This window comes from Streptomyces sp. NPDC051561 (genome assembly GCF_044454195.1).
In the GTDB taxonomy this organism is placed as follows: domain Bacteria; phylum Actinomycetota; class Actinomycetes; order Streptomycetales; family Streptomycetaceae; genus Streptomyces.
This window is the reverse complement of the sequence record NZ_JBITDM010000017.1, coordinates 153,156-176,648: the sequence shown is the minus strand read 5'-3', so window position 1 is coordinate 176,648 and position 23,493 is coordinate 153,156. Positions and strand designations below refer to the sequence as shown.

The window sequence follows — 23,493 nt, the reverse complement described above, 5'->3', positions numbered from 1 at the left end:
TGCGCCCGGCCCCCGGCCGCTCGCCCCCGGGCGGGCAGCGGGCGGGGTGGTTTCCCTATGGGGCGTCCGGTGAGGCGGGCTCCGGGGGTGCCTGGCACGATGTCAGGGTGACCGCACCTCTGACACCGCCTCACCAGCCCTCGCCCCACGACCCCTGGCAGACACCTGCCGCGCACGGGGACGGGGCGACGTACGACAAGGCCTCTTCCGGGGGCGGCAGCGATATCGGGGACCCCGATCTGCTGACCGAGATCCGGCGCGGTGCCGTGGTGATGCTGGTCCTGGCGGCGGCCGGGCTGCTGCTGGGGCTGCTGTGGGCCTGGCTGGCGCCGAAGGTGGGGCTGGTGTCGACCGACAAGGCGGTCTTCCTCAAGGACACCGAGGGCGAGGAGGCGGCCGGGGCGGACAGCGTCTTCGTGCTGCTGGGCATCGGCTTCGGGCTGATCAGCGGGGCCGTCGTCTTCTGGCTGTACCGGCGGGGCGGGATCCCGCTGGTGATCGCTCTGCTGCTGGGCGGACTGCTGGGTTCCGTGGCGGGGTGGCTGACCGGGGCGTGGTGGTTCGGGCCGTCCTCGGACGTGGTCGCGCAGGCGAAGTCGGTGGGGGTGGGGGTCACCTTTGACGCGCCGTTGAAGCTGCAGGCGCTGGGGGCGTTGCTGGCTTGGCCGTTCGTGGCGGTGTTGGTGCATCTGGGGCTTACGGCGGTGTGGGGAGTCCGGGACCCGGAGCCGGAGTGGGGGTACTTCGGGGTGGAGCCGGGGGCCTATGCGGATTTGCCGGCCGGGCCGGGAGTACAGGGGGCGCAGCGGGACGAGGAGCCGGGTGGGCGTGTTGACCCTGGTCAGGGGGGCGGGTCGGGGGCCTCTTCGCGGTAGGCGCGCGGCAGGCGGGAGTGCGGTGGCCGAGGGGGCGCGGTGGCCGTGGTGTGCGCGGTGGCCGTGGTGTGCGCGGTGACCGCACCGGCAAGTGCGGTCACCGCGTGCCTTCGGCGGGTTTGCCCCTCCCCGCCCCTTCCCTGAACTGCTGGCCGCAGGGCTGTCGGGTTGGTGCTTGGGGGTGGGGAGGGAGGCGGGTGGGGGGGGTGGTTGCTCGCGCAGTTCCTCGCACCCCTGGAGGGGGCTGCCTCCTCAGGCGGGGCGTTTGCCGTGGTTGGCTTTGGACTTTTTGACGCGCCATTTGCGCTTGCGGGTCTTCTTGGACATGCGTCGCACCCCTCACGGTAGGACCGTGGAACCTTTCCTTGGGTCCTAGTCGAGAGAGGGGCGTCCGTCGAGGGGCTAGGTGCGGCCGATCGGGGCCAGTACCGCCGAGGTGAGCGTGGCGAGGTCGGCGGGGGAGAGCTCGACCTCCAGGCCGCGGCGGCCCGCCGAGATGCAGATGGTGGGGTGGGCGGCGGCCGACTCGTCGAGGACGGTGCGGAGTTTTCTGCGCTGGCCGAGGGGGGAGATGCCGCCGAGGACGTAACCCGTGGTGCGTTCGGCGGCGGCCGGGTCGGCCATGGTGGCGCGCTTGCCGTGGACGGCCGAGGCGAGGGCTTTCAGGTCGAGGGAGCCGGCGACCGGGACGACCGCGACCGTGAGGGTGCCGTCGACGTCGGCCACGAGGGTCTTGAAGACGCGGTCGGGGGTGACACCGAGGGCCTCGGCGGCTTCCTCGCCGTAGGAGGGCGCGGCCGGGTCGTGGGCGTAGGAGTGCAGGGTGTACGCCGTGCCCGCCGCGGCCAGTGCCACCGTGGCCGGGGTGCCGCCTGCCGCCTGGGACTGCTTCTTCTTCGACAACTGGGGCGACCCTTCGGTCAGTTGGGGCAGGTGGGGGCGCGGGTCAGGGCCTCGGCCGGAATGGAGGGGAGGTGGCGGACGATCGCCGTCTCGCTGCGCAGGATGGTCAGTTCCTCGCGGAGCCGGGTGGCCGTGTCCGGGGCCTGGAGGAGCCGCTGGCGGGTGGGGGTGTCCAGCATGGTCGCCGCCGCCACCAGGTAGGAGACGACGGACGGCTCGTCGGGGAGGTCCGCGGAGGTGGTGAGAGTCGCCTCGCGGGCGCCCGCCAGGCGCTTCTGGTACGCCCGGAAGGCTCGCAGTACGCCCTCGGCGAGGGCACCGGCCTCGTCACCCTGGTCCTCCTCCAGCTCTTCGAGCTCGGCGACCAGATAGGGGCCGGTCGCGTCGACGGACAGCAGCTTGACGCGCTGGGTGCCGGTGGCGAGCACCTCGAAGCTGCCGTCCTCGCGCTCGCGGATGGTCGCCGCGTCGGCGACGCAGCCCACCCGGTGGAACGCCTGGATGGGGTCCTTGCCGAAGCCCGCCGCGGGACCGGCCTCGGTGATCGCCGTCGGGTCGTCGGGCATCCCGGTGGCGGTCCTGGCGGTCTCCCGGCCGTCACGGATCGCGACGACGGCGAAGCGGCGCGCCTCGTCGTCCCCCGACCCGTCGGGAAGGGAACCGTCACCGGCCCCCTCACCCTCGGGAGCCGACTTCAGCAGGTCGCGCATCATGGCGCGATAACGCTCCTCGAAGACGTTCAGCGGCAGCACGAGGCCCGGGAACAGAACCGAGTTCAGCGGAAAGAGCGGAAGACGAACGGTGGTCACAACGCTCAAGCGTAATGGCCGTTCGACCGGCTACGTCCGGTGGACCATCTGCGGACGCCCACGGGTTTCGTACGATCCGCCGCGAGCGGCACCTCGTCGGCCGCCCGGGACCGCGCCGCGTCCCGCACTTCGAGGAAACGGCCCAGCGGATCGTCGGTCAGCGACGCCCACGGGAAGGACGTGGCACAGGGGCCGATCAGCCGGAACTCCTCCAGCGCCTGGGTCCACCGCTCCCTGCTGACCAGCACGTACGCCAGCAGATTGCGCATCTCCGCCGCCCACGGGTCGCCGCACTCGTACTCCGCCGACAGTGCGATGGCCAGATCGGCGGCCTTGTCGATCCTCGCGGCCAGGTCGTGGGCGAGCGGGGTGGCTTCGGGAGAGGTGGCCGGGGCCAGGCCGTCGGACAGCAGGATGAAAGCGGCGCGCACCGGCAGCGCCTGGATCAGCGAACCGGGCAGCGCGTCCTCGGCGGCCTGCTCGGCGAAGTCGAAGCACTCGCGGTACGAGGACCCCTGGGCGGCCAGATAGCGCAGGGCCGCCACATGGCAGCCGTAGTGGTGCGAGGAGCGGCGGATGGCCTGGCCCCAGAGCGCTTCGAAGGTGTCGTGGGCGGCCTGGGTGCCGCGTGCGTGGTCCAGGGCGATGCGCCAGGGCACCGGGTCGGACGGGGCGCCGGCCGCCGCCGCGTCGATCAGCACGCCCGCCGGACGCAGCCGGTCGGCGGGGGAGGGGGACTCCAGTGCCCGGCGCACCTCCAGCTCGGCCTTGACCAGCAGGGCGTCCGGATCGTGCGGGGCGGCGAGCAGCCAGTCGGTGAGCCAGTCCTGGCGGTGGTGGGCGAAGGCGGCCAGCCGCAGGGTGTACCGGTCGCGGTTCTCCCACTCGGCCCGCTCGCGGGTCGCCGCGAGCAGCGCCGAGGCCTGCGTGAAGCTGCCCTGGGCGGCGGCGACGAGGGCCGGGGCGATGTGTGCGTCGGGGGCGTCGAGCAGCAGATCGTCGTCCGTCGCCGGCCTGCTGGCGGCACGCGGCGCGGGGCGGCGGACCAGGCGGGCGGAGCTCATCAGCGCGCGAAGGAATGACATGGTTGAACCATTGAAAACCGCAGGTGAACGGGGTGCCAGGGGCTGGCTGTGAAGCTTTGGTAGCGGCCGGAAGGTTGTACGGGACATGGTCAAGGGACGGTAAAGAAAGGGGGCGGGAGGAGAGGGGGGTGTGGGGTGGATGGGAGGGCGCGGTGAATGTGGCGAGGGGGCGGGCGCGGGGGCACGGGGGCAAAGGGAACGCGGGGGCCCGAGGTCACCCCCGTCGCAGGAGCCGGGACGCTCCTGCCGCGACCGTGGTGGCCAGGATCCAGCCGAGCAGGATCAGGCAGGCGGCCGCCCACTGCCAGCCGCCCTCCAGGCGCCAGTAGCCGTCCTGGCCGAGGTTGATGACGGGGACCAGGAGGTCGAGGGCGTAGAGCGGGGCGCTCCACTGCGGATGCTCCTCCGCCTTGATCGGATCGGGGTCGTACCGGGAGAAGGCCAGTGCCCCCGCCGCCCAGAGGACCGCCATCCAGAGGGCCGCACGGCCGGGGCGGTAGCCGTAGGCGACCACCCAGTCCTGGATGATGCCCCACGCCTTCCCGGCCAGCGGGAGGGTCTCCCGGCGGCGCCGCTGCTTGGCCAGGAGGACCTCGCGGGCCTCGGAGTCCTCGCCGCCCGCCCGCTTCACGGCCGCCAGGCGTTCGTACGGCTCCGGGGCGTACTCGGGGGTCGCCGCCGTCACCCACTCCAGCCGCCGGGCCAGCGGGAAGTGGCCGAGCGGGACCAGGTTCTCGTACACGAAGCCGCCCATCGAGAGGCCGCCCGGGCCCGGCCAGCTGGTGGACTTGTCGACCAGGGTGACGATCCGCGCCCCGGACAGCACGACCTTCCCCCGCTCCGGCCGCTCGCAGAGGAAGCGCAGTTCGGGGGTCTGGATGCGGCGCAGGGAGAGCTGCTGGTCGTTCTCCAGGGTGAAGCGGGCGTCCTGGAGGTCGATCGCGTCGCCGAACCGGCCGTCGTCCAGCCGCAGCCCGCTCTCGCACTCGAAGCGCTGTACGCGCAGGCCGCGGGCGGGGGTGTGCCCGATGCCGCGGCCGATGCCGTAGGGCGGGGTGGCGTTGCCGTAGGTGGAGGAGGACAGACCGGCCGGCGTCAGATAGAGCGTGCGCTCCACCGTGAGCTGGGGGGCGTTCAGAGCCAGCTTGCCGTACGGGTTGCGCAGCCGGCTGCCGCGCAGGCTCAGCGAGACACCGATCTTCGCGCCGCGCAGGCTGACCTCCCCGTACGTCTCGATCAGTTCCGCCTGGAGGTCCTGGCCGACGGACAGGCCGTCGGCCGCGATGGCCCGGTTGCGGCGATCGCGGTGCACGACGGCCTGGTTGATGAGCAGGTCGGTGCCGATCTGGGCGTCGGTCAGCCGCATGCCGTTCTCGATCCGGCAGCGCGGGAGGTGCAGATCCCCCTCGGTGTGCAGCCGGGCTGCCTCCAGCCGGGGGATGGCGCAGCCGATCAGGCGAAGGGTGATGAACCGGCACTCCGAGAGCAGCAGCTCGTTCCCGAAACGGCAGCCCGTCAGCTCGACGAACGGCACGACCGTCCCCCCGGACAGATCCAGCGCCCCGATGATCTGCACCCCCCGCATCTTCAGCGCCGCCACCCGCCCCGGCAGCGCGTCGGGCCCGCTGAGCAGCAGCAGCGCCACCACCCTGGCCCGCACCGTCCGCTCCGGTACCCAGGGCCGGTCCACCATCGGGTCGTCGGCCAGCGGGTCGTGCACCCGCAGGTCGTAGGTGCTGCCGTTGCGGAACGCCTGCCACATTCCCAGCTCCGCGGCGGTGAGCCAGTGCGGCGCCTCCGGGTCCCGTTGCGCCTCGGACACTGCTTGCCTCCCCATCAATCCCCTACGTAACCAGGTGCACGCTAGTGGTCACCGGTGACAACCGGTACGCCTGCCTCCTGCTGTGGCCTGTATCAGCCATTGATACGGGCGACCGTCGGCCGGAACCGGTCTGAGAGAATTGACCGCGTGATCTCACGAATCGATCTGCGCGGTGACGCCCTCCCCGAGGGTGGAGCCCTGCGCGACCTGCTGCCCCGAGCCGACTTCGACGTCACGGCCGCCCTGGAGAAGGTGCGGCCGATCTGCGAGGACGTGCATCATCGTGGCGACGCGGCACTGATCGACCTCGCGGAGAGGTTCGACGGTGTGCGGCTGACCGAGGTCCGGGTTCCGGCCCGGGCGCTCGCGGATGCGCTCACCGGGCTCGACCCCCAGGTCAGGGCCGCGCTCGAAGAGTCGATCCGGCGGGCCAGGCTGGTCCACCGCGCACAGCGCCGCACCACCCACGTCACCCAGGTCGTCCCCGGCGGCACCGTGGCCGAGAAGTGGGTGCCGGTCGACCGCGTCGGGCTCTACGCACCCGGCGGGCTCTCCGTCTATCCGTCGTCCGTGATCATGAACGTGGTTCCGGCGCAGGAGGCGGGCGTCAAGTCGATCGCGCTGGCCTCCCCGCCGCAGCGCGAGTTCGGCGGCCTGCCGCACCCCACCATCCTGGCCGCCTGCGCGCTGCTGGGCATCGACGAGGTGTACGCCGCCGGAGGCGCCCAGGCCGTGGCGATGTTCGCGTACGGCACCGAGTCCTGCCCGAGCGCCAACATGGTGACCGGACCCGGCAACATCTGGGTCGCCGCCGCCAAGCGCTACTTCACCGGCCGCATCGGCATCGACACCGAGGCAGGCCCCACCGAGATCGCCGTACTCGCGGACGACACCGCCGACCCGGTGCACGTCGCCGCCGACCTGATCTCCCAGGCCGAGCACGACCCGCTGGCCGCCGCCGTCCTGGTCACCGACTCGGCCGAACTGGCCGACGCGGTCGTGAAGGAACTGGCCCCGCAGGTCGAGGCCAGCAAGCACGGCGCGGACCGGATCATTCCGGCGCTCGCCGGACGCCAGTCCGCGATCGTGCTGGTGGAGTCCCTGGAGGACGGGCTCAAGGTGGTCGACGCGTACGGCGCCGAGCACCTGGAGATCCAGACCCGCGACGCCGCCGCCGTGGCCGGCCGGGTGCGCAACGCGGGCGCGATCTTCGTCGGCGCGTACGCCCCGGTCTCGCTGGGCGACTACTGCGCGGGCTCCAACCACGTCCTGCCGACCGGTGGCTGCGCCTGCCACTCCTCCGGCCTCTCCGTGCAGTCCTTCCTGCGCGGCATCCACATCGTGGACTACACGCGAGAAGCCCTGGCGGACGTCGCGCACCACGTGGTGACGCTCGCGGAGGCGGAGGATCTGCCGGCCCACGGCGCGGCCGTCAAGGCACGTTTCCCCGGGGGCGGACAGGACGAGCACGGTGGCTGGAAGGTCCCGCAGGCATGACGCACATCGACGATCTCCCCATCCGCGACGAGCTGCGCGGCAAGTCCCCCTACGGCGCGCCCCAGTTGGACGTCCCGGTCCGCCTCAACACCAACGAGAACCCGTACCCGCTCCCCGAGGCGCTGGTCGACCGGATCGCCGAGCGCGTCCGCGAGGCCGCCCGCGACCTCAACCGCTACCCCGACCGGGACGCGGTCGAGCTGCGTACCGAACTGGCCAAGTACCTGACGAAGACCGCGGGCCACCAGGTCTCCACGGCGAACGTCTGGGCCGCCAACGGCTCCAACGAGGTGCTCCAGCAGCTCCTCCAGGCCTTCGGCGGCCCCGGCCGCTGTGCGATCGGCTTCGAGCCCTCGTACTCCATGCACGCGCTCATCTCGCGCGGCACCGGCACGCACTGGCTCTCCGGGCCCCGCAACGACGACTTCACCATCGACGTCGAAGCCGCCCGGAAGGCCATCGCCGAGCACCGGCCCGACGTCGTCTTCATCACCTCCCCCAACAACCCCACCGGCACCGCGGTCGAGGCCGACACCGTCCTGGCCCTGTACGAAGCGGCTCAGGAGGCCAAGCCCTCCCTGGTGGTCGTCGACGAGGCGTACGGCGAATTCAGCCATCACGCCTCGCTGCTGCCGCTCATCGAGGGCCGCCCGAACCTGGTGCTCTCGCGCACCATGTCCAAGGCCTTCGGCGCGGCGGGGCTCCGGCTCGGCTATCTCGCCGCCGACCCGGCGGTCGTCGACGCCGTACAGCTGGTGCGTCTTCCGTACCACCTCTCCTCGGTCACCCAGGCGACCGCGCTGGCCGCCCTGGAGCACACCGACACGCTGCTCGGATACGTGGAGCAGCTGAAGTCCGAGCGGGACCGGCTGGTCACCGAACTGCGCGCGGCCGGCTGCGAGGTGACCGACTCCGACGCCAATTTCGTGCAGTTCGGGCGCTTCGACGACTCCCACGCCGTCTGGCAGCAGATCCTCGACCGGGGCGTCCTGGTCAGGGACAACGGCGTACCCGGCTGGCTGCGTGTGTCGGCCGGCACCCCCGACGAGAACGACGCGTTCCTGCAAGCGGTACGCGACCTTATGAAGGAGCAGAGCTCATGAGCCGCGTTGGACGCGTCGAGCGCACCACCAAGGAGACCTCCGTCGTCGTCGAGATCGACCTCGACGGCACCGGCAAGGTCGATGTCGCGACCGGTGTCGGCTTCTACGACCACATGCTCGACCAGCTCGGCCGCCACGGCCTCTTCGACCTCACGGTCAAGACGGACGGCGACCTGCACATCGACACCCACCACACCATCGAGGACACCGCCCTCGCGCTGGGCGCCGCCTTCAAGCAGGCCCTCGGCGACAAGGTCGGCATCTACCGCTTCGGCAACTGCACCGTCCCGCTGGACGAGTCGCTCGCCCAGGTCACCGTCGACCTCTCCGGCCGCCCGTACCTGGTGCACACCGAGCCCGAGAACATGGCGCCCATGATCGGCGCGTACGACACCACGATGACCCGGCACATCTTCGAGTCCTTCGTCGCGCAGGCCCAGATCGCGCTGCACATCCACGTGCCCTACGGGCGCAACGCCCACCACATCGTGGAGTGCCAGTTCAAGGCCCTCGCCAGGGCACTGCGATACGCCGCCGAGCGCGACCCGCGCGCGGCCGGAATCCTCCCGTCGACCAAGGGCGCCCTGTAAACCCATGAACGGCCTCAACACCATCCTCATCGTCGTCGGGCTGTTCCTGATCGGCGGCGTCATCTCCTTCTCCAAGCAGAAGATGCCCAAGGGCGTCATCGTGCTGCTCGGCCTCGCCGCGGTGATGTGCCTCGCCGCCGGAATCATGCGTATTCAGGGAATCTGGGAATGAGCGATCAGAAGAAGGTCGTCGTCTTCGACTACGGCTTCGGCAATGTGCGTTCGGCCGAGCGGGCACTGGCCCGGGTCGGCGCGGACGTCGAGATCACCCGCGACTACGACACCGCGATGAACGCCGACGGGCTGCTCGTCCCCGGCGTCGGCGCGTTCGCCGCCTGCATGAAGGGCCTGCGCGAGGCGCGCGGTGACTGGATCATCGGCCGCCGGCTGTCCGGCGGGCGCCCCGTGATGGGCATCTGCGTCGGTATGCAGATCCTCTTCGAACGCGGCATCGAGCACGGCGTGGAGAGCGAGGGCCTGGACGAGTGGCCCGGCGAGGTCGGGCCGCTCAAGGCCGACGTCGTACCGCACATGGGGTGGAACACCGTCGACGCGCCCGCGGACTCGCGGCTGTTCGCCGGTCTGGACGCCGAGGCGCGCTACTACTTCGTGCACTCCTACGCCGTCCACGACTGGACCCTCGAAGTCACCAACGCCCGCATCGCCTCCCCGCGCGTCAGCTGGGCCACCCACGGTGAGCCCTTCGTCGCCGCCGTGGAGAACGGGGCACTGTGGGCCACCCAGTTCCACCCCGAGAAGTCCGGCGACGCCGGAGCCCAGCTGCTGACCAACTGGATCGGAACCCTCTGATGCCCAAGCTCGAACTCCTCCCCGCCGTCGACGTCCGCGACGGACAGGCCGTCCGGCTGGTGCACGGCGAGTCCGGCTCCGAGACCTCGTACGGCTCCCCGCTGGAAGCCGCCCTCGCCTGGCAGCGCTCCGGCGCCGAGTGGCTGCACCTGGTCGACCTGGACGCCGCCTTCGGTACCGGCGACAACCGCAAGGTGATCGCCGAGGTCGCCGCCGCCATGGACATCAAGGTCGAACTCTCCGGAGGCATTCGCGACGACGCCTCGCTGGAGGCGGCCCTCGCCACCGGCTGCAAGCGCGTCAACCTCGGTACGGCGGCGCTGGAGACCCCGGAGTGGGTCGCCAAGGTCATCGCGCAGTACGGCGACAAGATCGCGGTCGGCCTGGACGTGCGCGGCACCACCCTGCGGGGCCGTGGCTGGACCCGCGACGGCGGTGACCTCTACGAGACGCTCGCCCGCCTCGACGCCGAGGGCTGCGCCCGCTACGTCGTCACCGACATCGCCAAGGACGGCACCCTCCAGGGCCCCAATCTGGAGCTGCTCCGAGACGTCTGCGCCGCCACCGACAAGCCCGTCGTCGCCTCGGGCGGCGTCTCCTCGCTCGACGACCTGCGCGCGATCTCCTCCCTGGTGCCGGACGGCGTCGAGGGTGCGATCGTGGGCAAGGCGCTGTACGCGAAGGCGTTCACCCTGGAAGAAGCCCTGGAGGCGGTCGCACGATGAGTGAGTCCGTACGCAAGGTGCAGACCGGCGCTCCCTGGGAGGAGCGGTTCGGTTACTCGCGTGCCGTCGAGCTGCCCGGCGGCCTCGTACTGGTCGCCGGATGTACGTCCGTGGTGGACGGCGTGATAGACGCCGGGACCCCGTACGAGCAGGCGACGACCGCCTTCGGGGTCGCCTTCAAGGCACTGGAGGAACTGGGCCTGGGACCCGCCGATGTGGTCCGCACCCGGATGTACCTCACCCACGCCCGGGACGTCGACGAGGTGGGCCGCGCCCACAAGGAACTCTTCGACTCCGTCCGCCCGGTCGCCACCATGCTGATCGTCTCCGGCTTCGTCGACCCCTCGCTGGTCGTCGAGGTCGAGGTCGAGGCCTACCGGGGAGGGGCCGCGTGAGCCTCGCCGTACGGGTCATCCCCTGCCTTGACGTGGACAGGGGCCGGGTCGTCAAGGGCGTCAACTTCCAGAACCTGCGGGACGCGGGCGACCCCGTCGAGATGGCCAAGCTCTACGACGCCGAGGGCGCCGACGAGCTGACCTTCCTCGACATCACCGCTTCCTCCGGCGACCGGGAGACCACCTACGACGTGGTGCGCCGCACCGCCGAGCAGGTCTTCATCCCGCTCACCGTCGGCGGCGGCGTACGCACCGCGGACGACGTCGACAGGCTGCTGCGGGCAGGGGCGGACAAGGTGGGCGTGAACACGGCCGCGATCGCCCGCCCCGAGCTGATCCGCGAGATCGCCGAGCGGTTCGGACGGCAGGTGCTGGTGCTGTCCGTCGACGCGCGGCGCACCGAGTCGGGTTCCTTCGAGGTCACCACGCACGGTGGCCGCAAGTCCGCCGGTATCGACGCCGTCGAATGGGCGCACCGGGCCGCCGAGTTGGGCGCGGGCGAGATCCTGCTCAACTCGATGGACGCCGACGGGACCAAGGACGGCTACGACACCGAGATGATCGCCGCGGTGCGCGAGCACGTCACGGTGCCGGTGATCGCCTCCGGCGGTGCGGGCAGGCTGGAGCACTTCGCCCCGGCCGTCGACGCGGGTGCCAACGCCGTACTGGCCGCCTCCGTCTTCCACTTCGGCGACCTGAAGATCTCCGAGGTCAAGGCAGTACTGGGGCAGTCCGGGCATCCGGTGCGCTGAGCTCCCGCGTTGCGTGCAGCTGTCGCAAAACGGCTGTGGTGGAGATCGTCAATGGCCAGCGTTTCCCCCTCGGAAGAGTCTTTTCGAGGGGGAACAGTCATGTCGCCGTCCGTGTCCGGAACGCCACCTGTGGAACTGCTGAGCCTCAGCCCCGACTTCGTCGCCGACCCCTAGCCCGTCTATGCCCGGCTCCGTGAACAGGGCCCCGTCCACCGGGTGGTGACCTCCAACGGTGAAGACCTCTGGCTGATCGTCGGCCACGAGGCGTGCCGCGCCGCCTTCACCGACCCCCGCTTCAGCCGCGACTGGCGTACGTACGGGCACCTCGCCCCGCAACTGCCCGCCTACGCCTACGGACCCGGCAACGCCCACGTCCTGCTGAGCGACCCGCCGGACCACACCCGGATGCGCCGGCTGGTGGCCCGTGAATTCACCTCACGCCGCATCGAGGCGCTCGCGCCCCGCGTCCAGCGGATCACCGATGAGCTGATCGACGCGATGGAGGCGGCGGGGGCCGCGGACGGGGCGCGCGCCGCCGACGTGATCGACGCGCTCGCCTTCCCGCTCCCGATGACCGTCATCTGTGACCTGCTCGGCGTGCCCGACCTGGACCGGGACGCCTTCCGGGCCTGGTCCAACGAGGCGGTGGCGCCCACCAGTGAGGAGGCCGAGCAGGCCGCGTACGGCGCGGCCATGCCGTATCTCACCGGGCTCATCCAGGCCAAGCGCAAGGCCCCGGGCGAGGACCTGCTCAGCGCGCTGATCCACACCGCCGACGAGGAGGGTGACCGGCTCAGCGAGGACGAACTCCTCTCCATGGCCTTCCTGTTGATCGTCGCGGGCCACGAGACCACGGTGAACCTGATCGGCAACGGGCTGCGCGCACTCTTCCACCACCCCGACCAGCTCGCCCTGCTCCGCTCCGACCTGGACGGGCTGATCGACGGGGCGATCGAGGAGGCGCTGCGGTACGACGGTCCCGTGGAGGGCTCCACGCCGCGGATCGCCCGCGAGGACATCGAGTTCGGCGGGGCGCACATCCCGGCGGGCTCCTCGGTGGTGATCGTGATGGCCGACGCCGACCGCGACGGGACGCGTTTCGACGACCCGGACCGCTTCGACATCCGCCGCGACGCCCGCGGCCACATCGCCTTCGGGCACGGCATCCACTTCTGCCTGGGCGCCCCGCTGGCCCGCGTGGAGGGCCGGGTCGCTCTGCGTACGCTGCTCGAACGCTTCCCGGAGCTGGCCGCCGACGGGTCGCCGGACGCGGGCCCCTGGATCCCCGGCGAGCTGATCAGGGGGGTGCGCAAGCTGCCCGTGCGCTGGTAACTGGCCGCTGGGGCGGATGAGTTGGGAAGGTAAAGTTGCGCAAAGGATATTGCGCAACTTTTCCTTCCCTCTTTAGGGTGCGCACATGGCACCGGAACCCGAACATCCGCCCGAACCCCGGCGCATTACGGATCTCGATGCCCTCAAGGTGTTCGCCCACCCCCTGCGGATCGACCTCTACCGCGCGCTCTTCACCGGCGGCGCGGCCACCGCGTCGCACCTCTCCGACCAGGTCGACGAGGCCGTCTCGCTGATCAGTTACCACCTGCGCAAGATGGCCGCCCACGGCTTCATCGTGGAGGCCCCCGAGCAGGGCACCGACGGCCGCGAGCGCTGGTGGAAGGTGGCCACCGAGCAGGGGTTCACCTTCCGGCACTCCGACTTCGGCGACGCGCCGGAGAGCGTGGCCGTCGTCGGGCAGGTCACCCGGCAACTTCTCCAGGCCCGCCGGGACCGTCACTCCCTCTACCTGGACCACAGCGGGAGTTGGGGCAGTGAGTGGCGGGACGCGGCGTTCAACTGGGAGTACATGCCCCGGCTGACCGCCCCGGAGGTGCAGCGGATGTCCGCGGAGCTCCGCGAGGTGATCCTCGCCTGGCGGGAGCGCGGGCGGGACGCGGAGGCGGCCGGGGACACGGAGGGGCGGGAGCGCGTCTCCGTCCAGATGTTCGGCTTTCCGTTCCGTCCGTGAGCGGCCCGGCCGGTGAGTGGTGTGAGAGCCCCGTGACGGTCACCCGTGAAGGTCACCAAGAATTCCTGAGATCCGTCCCTGAGAGGGCAGCACTGCGATGACTGAACCACGCGTGGAACCGGTGGCGCCGGGCAAGGCCGCCCACCGCGATCCCAATGTCCTGCGCTGGCTCGGCGCGTACGCCGCCTCCCTCGTCGGCGACACCATCTACTTCCTGGCCCTCGGCTGGGCCGCGTCGCAGGCCGGCCGGCCCGCCGAGGTCGGCATGATCATGGCGATGGGGGCGATACCCCGGGCCGTCCTGATGCTCGGCGGCGGTGTGATCGCCGACCGCATCGGCCCCCGCCGGATCGTCATCGGCTCCGACCTGGTGCGCTGCGCGGTGATCATCGGGATCGCGGTGACCCTGATGGTGACCGGGCCCGCTGTGTGGCTGCTGGTGGTGGTGGCGCTGGTCTTCGGCGCGGTCGACGCGCTGTTCCTGCCCGCGGTGGGTGCGCTGCCGCCCCGGATCACCGGACCCGGCCAACTCGTCCGGGTCCAGGGGATGAAGGCGCTGACCAGCCGGTTCGGCGGGATCGTCGGGGCACCGGTGGCCGGGCTCGCGATGGGCCTGGGCGGACCCGCGGCGGCCTTCGCGGTGGCGGGCGGGCTGTTCGCGGTGTCGCTGGTGCTGCTCCTCGCGCTCCGGGTGGCACCGCTGCCGGAGGAGGCGGAGGCGGGGGGAACGGTCGCGAAGCAGCCCCGCTCCGTCTGGGGGGACCTGACCGGCGGACTCGGCTACATCCGCCGCCACCGGCTGATCGGCCCCCTGGTCCTGTCCAACGTCCTCTTCGAACTGGGCGGCATCCCGCTGCTCAACGTCGGCCTCGTGCTGCTGTCGATGGAGCGGGGCTGGGGTGCGCCGGGCGTGGCGTGGATGCTGGGCGCGTTCAGCGTGGGCGCGGCGAGCAGCGCGATGCTGCTGACGGTACGGGGGCGGGTCGCAAGGGCCGGGACGGTACGGCTGGTCGCCCTGATGGGGGGATCGGTGCTGGTCGGTGTGCTGGGAGCGGTCCCGGCGCTGGGGTGGGCGGTGGCGGTCGCCGCGCCGATGGGGTTCCTGGTGGCACTCAGCGGAGGTCTGACGGCGGGCCTGATCCAGACGTCGGCGGACCCCGCCTACCTGGGGCGGGTCACCTCGGTGACGTCACTGGTCAGCCTGGGGTTCGCACCGCTGATGTATCCGGTGATGGGGCTGGCGGTCGACCTGTGGGGGGCGGGGGCGGTCTTCGCGGGATGTGCGGTGGTGTGCGGGAGCGCGGCGGTGGTCGGCGTCACCTACGGGGAGGTTCGGGGGGCGGAGCTGCCGGTGGGGTAGCGGGCCTGCCCGGGCGGCACGGGCCGCATCCGCGCGAAGTGGTCGCGCAGTGACACGGCGCGTGCCCCCTGCGAGCGAGGCGCCTCGGCGCCCCGCTCGACTCGCCCTGCTCAGAGCCCCAGCCTGGCCTCGTGGGCGCGGGTCACCGCCTCCTTCTCACCCTCCAGCTCCACCCTGGCCGCGTCCTGCCGGCCGAAGCCGAAGAGGATCAGTTCGCCGGGTTCGCCGGTGACCGTCACCACCGGCGTCCCCCGGTGCGCGACCGCGGTCTGTCCGTCGGGGCGGCGCAGGACCAGGCCGACGGGGGAGCGGCGGCCCAGCACCCGGGACATCTTCTCCACCCGGGACCACAGCGCGTCAGCGAAGACCGGGTCCAGCTCGCGCGGGGTCCAGTCCGGCTGGGCGCGGCGCACATCCTCGGCGTGGACGTAGAACTCGACCGTGTTCGCCGCCTCGTCCACCTGCTTCAGGGAGTACGGGGAGCGCCGCGGCGGACCCGTACGGATGAGCTGGATCAGTTCCTCGTACGGCTTCGCGGCGAACTCCGACTGCACACGGTCCAGCCGGTTCTTCAGGGCGGACACCAAAATGCCCGCCGCCGCGTCCGGACGTCGCTCGCGCACCACCACATGGGCCGCGAGATCACGGGTGCTCCACCCCTCGCACAGGGTCGGCGCGTCGGGGCCCGCGGCCTCCAACAGGTCGGCGAGGAGGAGCCGTTCACGCTTCGCATGGGTCGACATGTCGGCCAGCGTACGACCGCCCGGGGCCGTCCGCACAGTGGACATCCGGTCGGCACCCGCCCGCGTACCGGCACAATTGCCCTATGAGTACGCCCACGCCCCACAGCTCCCTCGACCCGGCCGTCGCCGCCCGGCTCAAGCGCACCTCCGACGGGCTGGTCCCCGCGATCGCCCAGCAGTACGACACCGGCGAGGTGCTGATGCTCGGCTGGATGGACGACGAGGCCCTGCACCGCACCCTCACCACCGGCCGCTGCACCTACTGGTCGCGCAGCCGGGGCGAGTACTGGGTCAAGGGGGACACGTCCGGGCACGTCCAGCGGGTGAAGTCGGTCGCGCTGGACTGCGACGGCGACACGCTGCTGGTCAAGGTCGACCAGACGGGCGCGGCGTGCCACACCGGCGAGCGGACCTGCTTCGACGCCGACGTCCTCCCGGTCGACGCCCCCCGGGGCGACGTCCCCCCGGTCGACGTCCCTCCGCTCTCCGACGGCAAGTAGGGTCAACGCGCATGGATCTGGAGACCTTCCGCAAGCTGGCGGCCGACCGCCGCGTCATCCCCGTCAGCCGCCGGCTCCTCGCGGACGGCGACACCCCCGTCGGGCTCTACCGCAAACTCGCGGCCGAACGCCCCGGCACCTTCCTCCTGGAGTCCGCCGAGAACGGCCGCTCCTGGTCCCGCTACTCCTTCGTCGGCGTCCGCTCCGCCGCCACCCTCACCGCCCGCGACGGGCAGGCCCACTGGCTGGGGACGCCTCCCGTCGGCGTACCGCAGGACGGTGATCCGCTGGACGCGCTCCGGGCGACCGTCGAAACCCTGCACACCCCGCGCGACCTGGCCGGGGACCTGCCGCCGTTCACGGGAGGGATGGTCGGCTACCTCGGGTACGACATCGTGCGCCGCCTGGAGCGGATCGGCGACCACGGCACCGACGATCTCCGGCTCCCCGAGCTGACCATGCTGCTCACCTCGGACCTCGCGGTACTCGACCACCGGTACGGCACCGTCCTGCTGATCGCCAACGCGATCAACCACAACGACCTCGACACCGGCGTCGACGAGGCCTACGCGGACGCCGTCGCCCGGCTGGACGCGATGGAGGCCGACCTCTCGCGGGCCGTGCCCACCGCGCCCGCCGTGCTCCCGCCCTCCGAGGTGCCGGTGTACACCGAGGGCTGGGGCGGGGAGAAGTACCAGGCCGCCGTCGACGACATCAAGGAGCGCATCCGGGCGGGCGAGGCCTTCCAGGTCGTCCCCTCCCAGCGCTTCGAAACTCCTTGCCACGCAAGCGCGTTGGACGTCTACCGGGTGCTCAGGGCCACCAACCCGTCCCCGTACATGTACCTTTTCCGCCTTGACGGGTTCGATGTCGTCGGGTCCAGCCCGGAGGCGCTGGTCAAGGTCGAGGACGGGCGCGCGATGGTCCACCCGATCGCCGGCACCCGGCACCGCGGCGCCACCCCGCAGCAGGACCAGGCACTCGCCGACGAACTGCTGGCCGACCCCAAGGAACGCGCCGAGCACCTGATGCTCGTCGACCTCGGCCGCAACGACCTCGGCAGGGTCTGCGAACCGGGGTCGGTGGAGGTCGTCGACTTCATGTCGATCGAGCGGTACTCGCACGTGATGCACATCGTCTCCACGGTGACGGGACGCGTCGCCGCCGGACGGACCGCCTTCGACGTCCTCACGGCGTGCTTCCCGGCGGGCACCCTCTCCGGCGCCCCCAAGCCGCGCGCCATGCAGATCATCGAGGAGCTGGAGCCGACCCGGCGCGGACTGTACGGCGGCTGCGTCGGCTACCTCGACTTCGCCGGGGACTCCGACACCGCGATCGCCATCCGCACCGCGCTGCTGCGCGACGGAACCGCATATGTGCAGGCCGGAGCCGGTGTGGTCGCCGATTCCGACCCGGTGGCCGAGGACACCGAGTGCCGCAACAAGGCCGCCGCAGTACTGCGCGCGGTCCACACGGCCAACCGGCTCGGTGGCGGCGCACGGGCGTGAGGGATAGTGGGGGGTGTGAGCGCCGTACCCCCCACACCCCAGACCCCCGCAGAGCCCGCCCCGAGCCGGGGCGGCGGCAGGCGCAGTCTCGCCGCCGCCCTGCTGCTCGGCGCGCTCGGCGCGACCGTCGTCCTGATCGCCTCCGGGCAGATCTGGGCCTCCGGCACCGCGACCGTCGCGGGCATCGGAGCCAAGACCCTGGACGCCGACGGCCAGTCGATCACCGGCGCGCCCGCCGCCCTCGCCATCGTCGGCCTGGCCGCCCTGGTGGCGATCTTCGCCGTCCGCCGGGCCGGCCGCGTCCTGGTCTCCGCACTGCTCGCGCTGAGCGGCGCCGGAGCCGTCGCCGCCGCCCTGATCGGCGCCGGTGACCACGCGGCACTCGACGAGCAGGCCGCCAAGCTCTCCGGCGACCTGGCCGCCACCGTCACCGACATCACCCGAACGGGCTGGCCGTACGTGACCGCGTTCGGCGGCCTGCTCCTCCTGGTCGCCGGACTTCTCGCCCTGCGGTTCGGCGGCAAGTGGCCGGGCATGGGCGGCCGGTACGAGCGCGAGGGCGGACCCCGCGCCCGTACCCGCAGGCCCGCCGACCCCGAACGGCCCGAGGAACTCTGGAAGGCCCTCGACCGCGGCGAGGACCCGACCGCCCCCGACGGCGGACGGGCGCCGACGCGCGAAGGGTGACCCGAAGTCACGCGCGGTGCCCGGGTGGGGAACAATGAGCCCGAGCATCTCGAAGCTCTCGAAGCTGAAGTGTTTGAAGACAACAAGGAGCACCTCATGCCCAGCCGCGGACACCACGGACACACCCCGGCCGCCTGGACCGGCGTAGTCATCGCCTTCATCGGCATCTGCGTCTCCAGCGCCTACATGGTGATGGCCAACTCGGTCGGTTTCTGGGTCGGCATCGGCGTCTCGCTGGTCGGCGGCGTGATCGGCCTGGCCATGCGCAAGGCCGGTATGGGCATGCCGAAGGAGTCGCAGTCGCTGGTCGACGCGCGGGCGGCAGCCGGCCGGGCCCAGCTTCAGTAGTCCTTGCCGGACGGCACGACGTACGGCGCCCGCCTCAGGGCAGGACGGCGGCCCGCCTCAGGGCCCGACGTACGTACGACGCACCAGGCGCAGCCCAGCGGGGCTGCGCCTTTTCGCGTCCCACCGGGCCCTGACGCGTGCGCCGAGGGGACGCAGCGGAGACAATCGCCGGGTGGACGCCACCTCGCCGAACACCGCATCGGTTCCCCCGCACCCCGGCCCGCCCGGACACGTCCCGCACCCCGCCCCGCCGGGGCCGCCCCCGCCCCGCTCCCTGGCGCGCCGCCTGGCGGCCCCTCTCGGGACGCTCGCCGGGGTCGTCGCCGCCTTCGTGTACGTCGGGACCGTCGACCCCAACCAGCCGGGCCACTACCCCGTCTGCCCGCTGCTGGCCACCACCGGCATCTACTGTCCCGGCTGCGGCGGGCTGCGCAGCGCGCACGCGGTGGCGAACGGAGACCTGGTGACTGCGCTGGGGGCCAATGCGATGGCCGTCGCCGGGTACGCCGTTTTCGCCGTACTGATGGTGGCGTGGATCACACGAGCAGTGCGCGGCAGGAGCATGCGGATCGCGCTGACATCCGTCCAATGGTGGGTCGTGGGAAGTCTTTTCGCGGTCTTCAGCATTGTCCGGAACCTGCCGTTCGGTTCCGCCCTCGCGCCCTGAATGCCCAGGTAGTGGGACAGACGTCAACCGGATGCGGGTCCTTCGCCCGGGTGCGGATACCATCGACCATGGCCGATCCTGGTCCTCCACCACCGTCCCGGAAGGGGGCAGCTCGCGTGAGTGTGCTCGACGAGATCATCGAAGGCGTACGCGCCGACCTCGCAGAGCGGCAGGCACGTGTCAGCCTGGAGGAGCTCAAGGAGCGGGCTGCCAAGGCGCCCGTCGCCAAGGACGGCGTCGCGGCCCTGCGCGGCGACAGCGTCAAGGTCATCTGTGAGGTCAAGCGGTCCAGCCCCTCCAAGGGGGCGCTCGCCGCCATCGCCGACCCCGCCGCCCTGGCCGCCGACTACGAGGCCGGTGGCGCCGCCGTCATCTCCGTGCTCACCGAGGAGCGCCGCTTCGGCGGTTCGCTGGCCGACCTGGAAGCCGTCCGGGCCAAGGTCGACATCCCGGTGCTGCGCAAGGACTTCATCGTCACCGCCTACCAGCTCTGGGAAGCCCGTGCCTACGGCGCCGACCTGGTGCTGCTGATCGTCGCAGCCCTGGAGCAGGACGCGCTGGTCTCCCTCATCGAGCGGGCCGAGTCCATCGGTCTCACCCCGCTGGTCGAGGTGCACGACGAGGACGAGGTGGACCGGGCCGTCGCCGCCGGAGCCAGGATCATCGGCGTGAACGCCCGCAACCTCAAGACCCTCAAGGTCGACCGCGGCACCTTCGAGCGCGTCGCCCCGGAGATCCCCGACCACATCGTGAAGATCGCCGAGTCCGGTGTGCGCGGACCGCACGACCTGATCGCGTACGCCAACGCGGGCGCGGACGCCGTGCTCGTCGGCGAATCGCTGGTCACCGGCCGTGACCCCCGGTCGGCCGTCGCCGACCTGGTCGCCGCGGGCGCCCACCCGGCGCTGCGCCACGGACGGGGCTGACCCGCACCATGACCCCGCACGCCCGTCTCGCCCGCGGTTGCCTCCCTCGCGGCTGTCGCGCGCCCGCGCGGCGGGTGCGGGGCCGGCGGGTCAGGTACCACATCGGCTCCGAGCCGGGTCAGATCAACGGCATGCGATGGCGTCCCTGAAACGTCGGTTCCGACGTTTCACTCGGTGACACCACTTCCGGGACCTTCCCTTCCCGGAGCTTCCTCCCGATTCACGCATCGCGTACGAGGAGTTTCCGCATGCCCAGTGAGTTCTTCATTCCCGACCCGCAGGGTCAGGTCCCCACCCCCGAGGGCTACTTCGGTGAGTTCGGTGGCAAGTTCATTCCCGAGGCGCTGGTCGCCGCGGTCGACGAGGTCGCCGTCGAGTACGAGAAGGCGAAGGCGGACCCGGCGTTCGCCGCCGAGCTGGACGACCTGATGGTCCACTACACCGGCCGCCCCAGCTCCCTCACCGAGGTGCCGCGCTTCGCCGAACACGCGGGCGGCGCCCGCGTGTTCCTCAAGCGCGAGGACCTCAACCACACCGGCTCGCACAAGATCAACAATGTGCTCGGCCAGGCGCTGCTGACGAAGCGGATGGGCAAGACCCGCGTCATCGCGGAGACCGGAGCGGGCCAGCACGGCGTCGCCACCGCCACCGCCTGCGCCCTCTTCGGCCTCGAATGCACCATCTACATGGGCGAGATCGACACCGAGCGCCAGGCGCTGAACGTCGCACGGATGCGGATGCTCGGCGCCGAGGTGGTCGCCGTGAAGTCCGGCAGCCGGACGCTGAAGGACGCCATCAACGAGGCGTTCCGCGACTGGGTCGCCAACGTCGACCGCACCCACTACCTCTTCGGCACGGTCGCGGGCCCGCACCCCTTCCCGGCGATGGTCCGCGACTTCCACCGGGTGATCGGTGTGGAGGCGCGCCGCCAGATCCTGGAGCGGACGGGCCGGCTGCCGGACGCCGCGGTGGCGTGCGTGGGCGGCGGGTCGAACGCGATCGGCCTGTTCCACGCGTTCATCCCCGACACGCAGGTACGTCTGGTGGGCTGCGAGCCCGCCGGGCACGGCATCGGGACCGGCGAGCACGCGGCCACCCTCAGCGCCGGTGAGCCGGGCATCCTGCACGGCTCGCGGTCGTACGTCCTCCAGGACGAGGAGGGCCAGATCACCGAGCCGTACTCCATCTCGGCCGGCCTCGACTACCCGGGCATCGGCCCCGAGCACTCGTACCTCAAGGACATCGGCCGCGGCGAGTACCGCGCGGTCACCGACGACGCCGCCATGCAGGCGCTGCGGCTGCTCTCCCGCACCGAGGGCATCATCCCGGCCATCGAGAGCGCCCACGCGCTCGCCGGCGCGCTGGAACTCGGCAGGGAACTGGGCACGGACGGGCTGATCCTGATCAACCTGTCCGGGCGCGGCGACAAGGACATGGACACGGCGGCCCGTTACTTCGGGCTGTACGACACGGACGCCGAGGTCGCGTCCACCGGGCCCACGGACAGTGCGGCCGCGGTCGCGGAGATCACGGGGGACGCCAAGTGAGCGGCAACGTAAGGCTGTTGGACGAGACCCTGGCCGCCACCAAGGCCGCCGGCCGGGCCGCGCTGATCGCGTATCTGCCCGCCGGATTCCCCACGGTCGACGGCGGTATCGAGGCCGTCAAGGCGGTCGTCGCGGGCGGTGCGGACATCGTCGAGGTCGGGCTGCCGCACAGTGACCCGGTGCTGGACGGTCCGGTCATCCAGACCGCGGACGACATCGCCCTGCGCGGCGGCGTCAAGATCGCCGACGTGATGCGCACGGTCCGCGAGGCACACGCCGCGACCGGGGTGCCGGTGCTGGTCATGACGTACTGGAACCCCATCGACCGCTACGGCGTCGAGCGTTTCACCGCCGAACTGGCCGAGGCGGGCGGCGCGGGCTGCATCCTGCCCGACCTGCCCGTCCAGGAGTCCGCGCTGTGGCGCGAGCACGCCGAGAAGCACGGCCTGGCCACGGTGTTCGTCGTCGCGCCGAGCAGCAAGGACGAACGGCTGGCGACCATCACGGCCGCCGGCTCGGGCTTCGTCTACGCGGCGTCGCTGATGGGCGTGACCGGTACCCGGGAGTCCGTGGGCGAGCAGGCGCAGGACCTGGTACGCCGGACGAAGGCGACCACCTCGATCCCGGTGTGCGTGGGGCTCGGTGTCTCGAATGCCGTGCAGGCCAAGGAAGTTGCGGCCTTCGCGGACGGCGTCATCGTCGGTTCGGCCTTCGTGAAGCGGATGCTGGACGCCGCGGACGAGGCGTCCGGACTGGCTGCCGTAAGGGAGTTGGCCGCGGAGCTGGCAGCGGGCGTACGGCGGATGAGCTGATCACGCGTTCGGATGCGTAACTTTAAGGTTCCGTAGTCCATTTGAGGGAATCACGGCCGGGGTGGCACATCGGTGCCGCCCCGGTTCGTTGCTGCGGGTGTGAGCGAGAAGAACACTGCAGGCAAGCGAACCGCCCGAGAGCGGCTCATCCAGGAACGCGAAGCACAGAAGTCGCGCGACAAACGACGGCGCACGCTGATCGTCGCCAGCGCCGTGGTCGGGGTACTCGGCCTGGCCGCCGTGGCCGGTGTGGTCGCCGCCGGCAGCGGCAAGGACAAGGCCCCCGACCCGGCGGCCTCCGGCCCCGTGGTGTCTCCGGCCGGAACGGTCGGGGAGGGCAAGGTCACCATCCCCGTCGGCATGACCGACGCCCCCTCGGTACTGACGGTGTACGAGGACATGCGCTGCCCCGCGTGCGGGGCCTTCGAGAAGAGCATGCGCGCCACCATCAACAAGCTGGAGAAGGAGGGGAAGATCCGGGCCGAGTACCACCTGGTGTCGTTCATCGACAACGCGGTCAAGGGCAACGGATCGAAGTACGCGGCGAACGCGCTGGGCTGCTCGCAGGACGCGGGGAAGTTCCACGCGTACCACGACGTCCTCTTCGAGAACCAGCCCGGGGAGCAGGACGACGCCTTCGGCCAGAAGAGCAACCTGCTGGCACTGGCCGGCAAGGTGCCGGGGCTGCGCGGCGCGGGCTTCGACACCTGCGTGCAGAAGGAGAAGTACGCGGGGTGGGTGAGCCGCGTCCAGGCGGATTTCGACAAGTCGGAGTACAAGGCGACGCCGACGGTGCTGCTGAACGGGACTCCGGTGTTCCCGCAGAAGGGGAGCGAGCAGATCTCGCCTCAGAACCTGACGAAGTGGGTGGATGAGGCGAACAAGGGGAAGAGCGTGGGGACGGTGGCGCCGGCGGCGCCCGGGGCGGGGAGTCCGGTGGGGCGCTAGCAACCCGGGGGCGGGGCCGGTGCCCGCTCGCGGTTGCGCGGCGGGCCGGGCCCAGCTC

Annotated in this window: 28 protein-coding genes; 22 read left to right on the top strand and 6 right to left on the bottom strand. The window is 71.6% G+C overall.

Annotated features, from left to right (window positions below):
- Positions 1-107: 107 nt before the first annotated feature.
- A complete protein-coding gene (locus ACIA73_RS30390) occupies positions 108-875 on the top strand; it encodes an ABC transporter permease (RefSeq protein WP_399442029.1) in 768 nt (255 codons plus the stop codon).
- 252 nt (positions 876-1,127) lie between these two features.
- On the opposite strand, the gene ACIA73_RS30385 is transcribed toward ACIA73_RS30390, so the two are convergent.
- The 5 genes from ACIA73_RS30385 to ACIA73_RS30365 form a co-directional block, all read right to left on the bottom strand.
- The gene (locus ACIA73_RS30385) at positions 1,128-1,202 is read right to left on the bottom strand and encodes a 50S ribosomal protein bL37 (protein ID WP_399442052.1); all 75 of its coding nucleotides are present in this window, start codon (positions 1,200-1,202) and stop codon (positions 1,128-1,130) included.
- Positions 1,203-1,277: 75 nt separating this feature from the next.
- The gene (ybaK, locus tag ACIA73_RS30380; RefSeq protein WP_399442028.1) at positions 1,278-1,778 is read right to left on the bottom strand and encodes a Cys-tRNA(Pro) deacylase; all 501 of its coding nucleotides are present in this window, start codon (positions 1,776-1,778) and stop codon (positions 1,278-1,280) included.
- Positions 1,779-1,795: 17 nt separating this feature from the next.
- Complete coding sequence (locus ACIA73_RS30375; RefSeq protein WP_399442027.1) at positions 1,796-2,587, bottom strand: LON peptidase substrate-binding domain-containing protein; 792 nt, start codon at positions 2,585-2,587, stop codon at positions 1,796-1,798.
- A gap of 5 nt (positions 2,588-2,592) precedes the next feature.
- A complete protein-coding gene (locus tag ACIA73_RS30370; protein ID WP_399442026.1) occupies positions 2,593-3,672 on the bottom strand; it encodes a hypothetical protein in 1,080 nt (359 codons plus the stop codon).
- Positions 3,673-3,886: 214 nt separating this feature from the next.
- The gene (locus ACIA73_RS30365; RefSeq protein WP_399442051.1) at positions 3,887-5,434 is read right to left on the bottom strand and encodes an oxidoreductase; all 1,548 of its coding nucleotides are present in this window, start codon (positions 5,432-5,434) and stop codon (positions 3,887-3,889) included.
- A gap of 207 nt (positions 5,435-5,641) precedes the next feature.
- On the opposite strand from ACIA73_RS30365, the gene hisD reads away from it, so the two are divergent.
- From hisD to ACIA73_RS30310, 11 genes are all read left to right on the top strand, one after another.
- Positions 5,642-6,991 carry a histidinol dehydrogenase gene (gene hisD / locus ACIA73_RS30360; RefSeq protein WP_399442025.1) on the top strand — a complete coding sequence of 450 codons (1,350 nt, stop codon included), beginning with the start codon at positions 5,642-5,644 and terminating at the stop codon, positions 6,989-6,991.
- On the top strand, positions 6,988-8,094 hold the full coding sequence (locus ACIA73_RS30355) for a histidinol-phosphate transaminase (protein ID WP_399442024.1): 1,107 nt from the start codon (positions 6,988-6,990) through the stop codon (positions 8,092-8,094). Before hisD ends, ACIA73_RS30355 begins: the two co-directional genes overlap by 4 nt.
- The gene (gene hisB / locus ACIA73_RS30350; protein ID WP_362414881.1) at positions 8,091-8,684 is read left to right on the top strand and encodes an imidazoleglycerol-phosphate dehydratase HisB; all 594 of its coding nucleotides are present in this window, start codon (positions 8,091-8,093) and stop codon (positions 8,682-8,684) included. The genes ACIA73_RS30355 and hisB overlap by 4 nt, the downstream gene beginning before the upstream one ends.
- A gap of 4 nt (positions 8,685-8,688) precedes the next feature.
- The gene (locus ACIA73_RS30345; protein WP_399442023.1) at positions 8,689-8,856 is read left to right on the top strand and encodes a hypothetical protein; all 168 of its coding nucleotides are present in this window, start codon (positions 8,689-8,691) and stop codon (positions 8,854-8,856) included.
- Positions 8,853-9,494: an imidazole glycerol phosphate synthase subunit HisH gene (gene hisH, locus ACIA73_RS30340; RefSeq protein WP_399442022.1), complete on the top strand. Its 642-nt coding sequence runs from the start codon at positions 8,853-8,855 to the stop codon at positions 9,492-9,494. Before ACIA73_RS30345 ends, hisH begins: the two co-directional genes overlap by 4 nt.
- Entirely contained in the window at positions 9,494-10,219 is a 726-nt protein-coding gene (gene priA, locus ACIA73_RS30335) for a bifunctional 1-(5-phosphoribosyl)-5-((5-phosphoribosylamino)methylideneamino)imidazole-4-carboxamide isomerase/phosphoribosylanthranilate isomerase PriA (protein WP_399442021.1), read from the top strand. The genes hisH and priA overlap by 1 nt, the downstream gene beginning before the upstream one ends.
- A complete protein-coding gene (locus ACIA73_RS30330; protein WP_399442020.1) occupies positions 10,216-10,614 on the top strand; it encodes a RidA family protein in 399 nt (132 codons plus the stop codon). Before priA ends, ACIA73_RS30330 begins: the two co-directional genes overlap by 4 nt.
- Positions 10,611-11,366, top strand: coding sequence for an imidazole glycerol phosphate synthase subunit HisF (hisF, locus tag ACIA73_RS30325; protein ID WP_399442019.1), 756 nt, complete (start codon positions 10,611-10,613; stop codon positions 11,364-11,366). Before ACIA73_RS30330 ends, hisF begins: the two co-directional genes overlap by 4 nt.
- 216 nt (positions 11,367-11,582) lie before the next feature.
- Positions 11,583-12,698 (top strand): cytochrome P450, encoded by a 1,116-nt coding sequence (locus tag ACIA73_RS30320; protein ID WP_399442017.1) that lies wholly within the window; start codon positions 11,583-11,585, stop codon positions 12,696-12,698.
- A gap of 85 nt (positions 12,699-12,783) precedes the next feature.
- Positions 12,784-13,389: a helix-turn-helix domain-containing protein gene (locus ACIA73_RS30315; protein WP_399442016.1), complete on the top strand. Its 606-nt coding sequence runs from the start codon at positions 12,784-12,786 to the stop codon at positions 13,387-13,389.
- 97 nt (positions 13,390-13,486) lie between these two features.
- Positions 13,487-14,749, top strand: a complete 1,263-nt coding sequence (locus ACIA73_RS30310) for an MFS transporter (RefSeq protein ID WP_399442015.1) — start codon at positions 13,487-13,489, stop codon at positions 14,747-14,749.
- Positions 14,750-14,859: 110 nt separating this feature from the next.
- Here the strand turns inward: ACIA73_RS30310 and ACIA73_RS30305 are convergent, their stop codons facing one another.
- Entirely contained in the window at positions 14,860-15,492 is a 633-nt protein-coding gene (locus ACIA73_RS30305; protein WP_399442014.1) for a TIGR03085 family metal-binding protein, read from the bottom strand.
- An 83-nt stretch (positions 15,493-15,575) separates the two neighbouring features.
- Between ACIA73_RS30305 and hisI the strand changes: the two genes are divergently transcribed.
- The 10 genes from hisI to ACIA73_RS30255 all read left to right on the top strand — a co-directional run bounded on the left by hisI (position 15,576) and on the right by ACIA73_RS30255 (position 23,435).
- Positions 15,576-15,992, top strand: a complete 417-nt coding sequence (gene hisI / locus ACIA73_RS30300) for a phosphoribosyl-AMP cyclohydrolase (RefSeq protein ID WP_399442013.1) — start codon at positions 15,576-15,578, stop codon at positions 15,990-15,992.
- An 11-nt stretch (positions 15,993-16,003) separates the two neighbouring features.
- Positions 16,004-17,500, top strand: coding sequence for an anthranilate synthase component I (locus tag ACIA73_RS30295; protein ID WP_399442012.1), 1,497 nt, complete (start codon positions 16,004-16,006; stop codon positions 17,498-17,500).
- A 6-nt stretch (positions 17,501-17,506) separates the two neighbouring features.
- The gene (locus tag ACIA73_RS30290; RefSeq protein ID WP_399442011.1) at positions 17,507-18,187 is read left to right on the top strand and encodes a TIGR02234 family membrane protein; all 681 of its coding nucleotides are present in this window, start codon (positions 17,507-17,509) and stop codon (positions 18,185-18,187) included.
- A 96-nt stretch (positions 18,188-18,283) separates the two neighbouring features.
- Positions 18,284-18,535 (top strand): HGxxPAAW family protein, encoded by a 252-nt coding sequence (locus ACIA73_RS30285; protein ID WP_399442010.1) that lies wholly within the window; start codon positions 18,284-18,286, stop codon positions 18,533-18,535.
- Between the two features lie 172 nt (positions 18,536-18,707).
- Positions 18,708-19,202 carry a DUF2752 domain-containing protein gene (locus tag ACIA73_RS30280; protein ID WP_399442009.1) on the top strand — a complete coding sequence of 165 codons (495 nt, stop codon included), beginning with the start codon at positions 18,708-18,710 and terminating at the stop codon, positions 19,200-19,202.
- A 116-nt stretch (positions 19,203-19,318) separates the two neighbouring features.
- A complete protein-coding gene (gene trpC, locus ACIA73_RS30275) occupies positions 19,319-20,128 on the top strand; it encodes an indole-3-glycerol phosphate synthase TrpC (protein WP_399442008.1) in 810 nt (269 codons plus the stop codon).
- Positions 20,125-20,277 carry a tryptophan biosynthesis modulator TrpM gene (trpM, locus tag ACIA73_RS30270; protein WP_399442050.1) on the top strand — a complete coding sequence of 51 codons (153 nt, stop codon included), beginning with the start codon at positions 20,125-20,127 and terminating at the stop codon, positions 20,275-20,277. Before trpC ends, trpM begins: the two co-directional genes overlap by 4 nt.
- Positions 20,278-20,376: 99 nt before the next feature.
- Entirely contained in the window at positions 20,377-21,675 is a 1,299-nt protein-coding gene (trpB, locus tag ACIA73_RS30265) for a tryptophan synthase subunit beta (RefSeq protein WP_399442007.1), read from the top strand.
- Entirely contained in the window at positions 21,672-22,487 is an 816-nt protein-coding gene (gene trpA / locus ACIA73_RS30260) for a tryptophan synthase subunit alpha (RefSeq protein ID WP_399442006.1), read from the top strand. Before trpB ends, trpA begins: the two co-directional genes overlap by 4 nt.
- 99 nt (positions 22,488-22,586) lie before the next feature.
- A complete protein-coding gene (locus ACIA73_RS30255) occupies positions 22,587-23,435 on the top strand; it encodes a DsbA family protein (protein ID WP_399442005.1) in 849 nt (282 codons plus the stop codon).
- Positions 23,436-23,493: the final 58 nt, after the last annotated feature.

Coding starts and splice junctions, on each gene's coding strand:
- ACIA73_RS30315 (WP_399442016.1), top strand. CDS start 12,784: ATGGCACCGGAACCCGAACATCCGCCCGAACCCCGGCGCATTACGGAT.
- hisH (WP_399442022.1), top strand. CDS start 8,853: ATGAGCGATCAGAAGAAGGTCGTCGTCTTCGACTACGGCTTCGGCAAT.
- hisI (WP_399442013.1), top strand. CDS start 15,576: ATGAGTACGCCCACGCCCCACAGCTCCCTCGACCCGGCCGTCGCCGCC.
- ACIA73_RS30295 (WP_399442012.1), top strand. CDS start 16,004: ATGGATCTGGAGACCTTCCGCAAGCTGGCGGCCGACCGCCGCGTCATC.
- ACIA73_RS30370 (WP_399442026.1), bottom strand. CDS start 3,672: ATGTCATTCCTTCGCGCGCTGATGAGCTCCGCCCGCCTGGTCCGCCGC.
- ACIA73_RS30365 (WP_399442051.1), bottom strand. CDS start 5,434: ATGTGGCAGGCGTTCCGCAACGGCAGCACCTACGACCTGCGGGTGCAC.
- ACIA73_RS30305 (WP_399442014.1), bottom strand. CDS start 15,492: ATGTCGACCCATGCGAAGCGTGAACGGCTCCTCCTCGCCGACCTGTTG.
- hisB (WP_362414881.1), top strand. CDS start 8,091: ATGAGCCGCGTTGGACGCGTCGAGCGCACCACCAAGGAGACCTCCGTC.
- ACIA73_RS30285 (WP_399442010.1), top strand. CDS start 18,284: ATGCCCAGCCGCGGACACCACGGACACACCCCGGCCGCCTGGACCGGC.
- ACIA73_RS30330 (WP_399442020.1), top strand. CDS start 10,216: ATGAGTGAGTCCGTACGCAAGGTGCAGACCGGCGCTCCCTGGGAGGAG.
- ACIA73_RS30310 (WP_399442015.1), top strand. CDS start 13,487: ATGACTGAACCACGCGTGGAACCGGTGGCGCCGGGCAAGGCCGCCCAC.
- ACIA73_RS30355 (WP_399442024.1), top strand. CDS start 6,988: ATGACGCACATCGACGATCTCCCCATCCGCGACGAGCTGCGCGGCAAG.
- trpB (WP_399442007.1), top strand. CDS start 20,377: ATGCCCAGTGAGTTCTTCATTCCCGACCCGCAGGGTCAGGTCCCCACC.
- ACIA73_RS30345 (WP_399442023.1), top strand. CDS start 8,689: ATGAACGGCCTCAACACCATCCTCATCGTCGTCGGGCTGTTCCTGATC.
- priA (WP_399442021.1), top strand. CDS start 9,494: ATGCCCAAGCTCGAACTCCTCCCCGCCGTCGACGTCCGCGACGGACAG.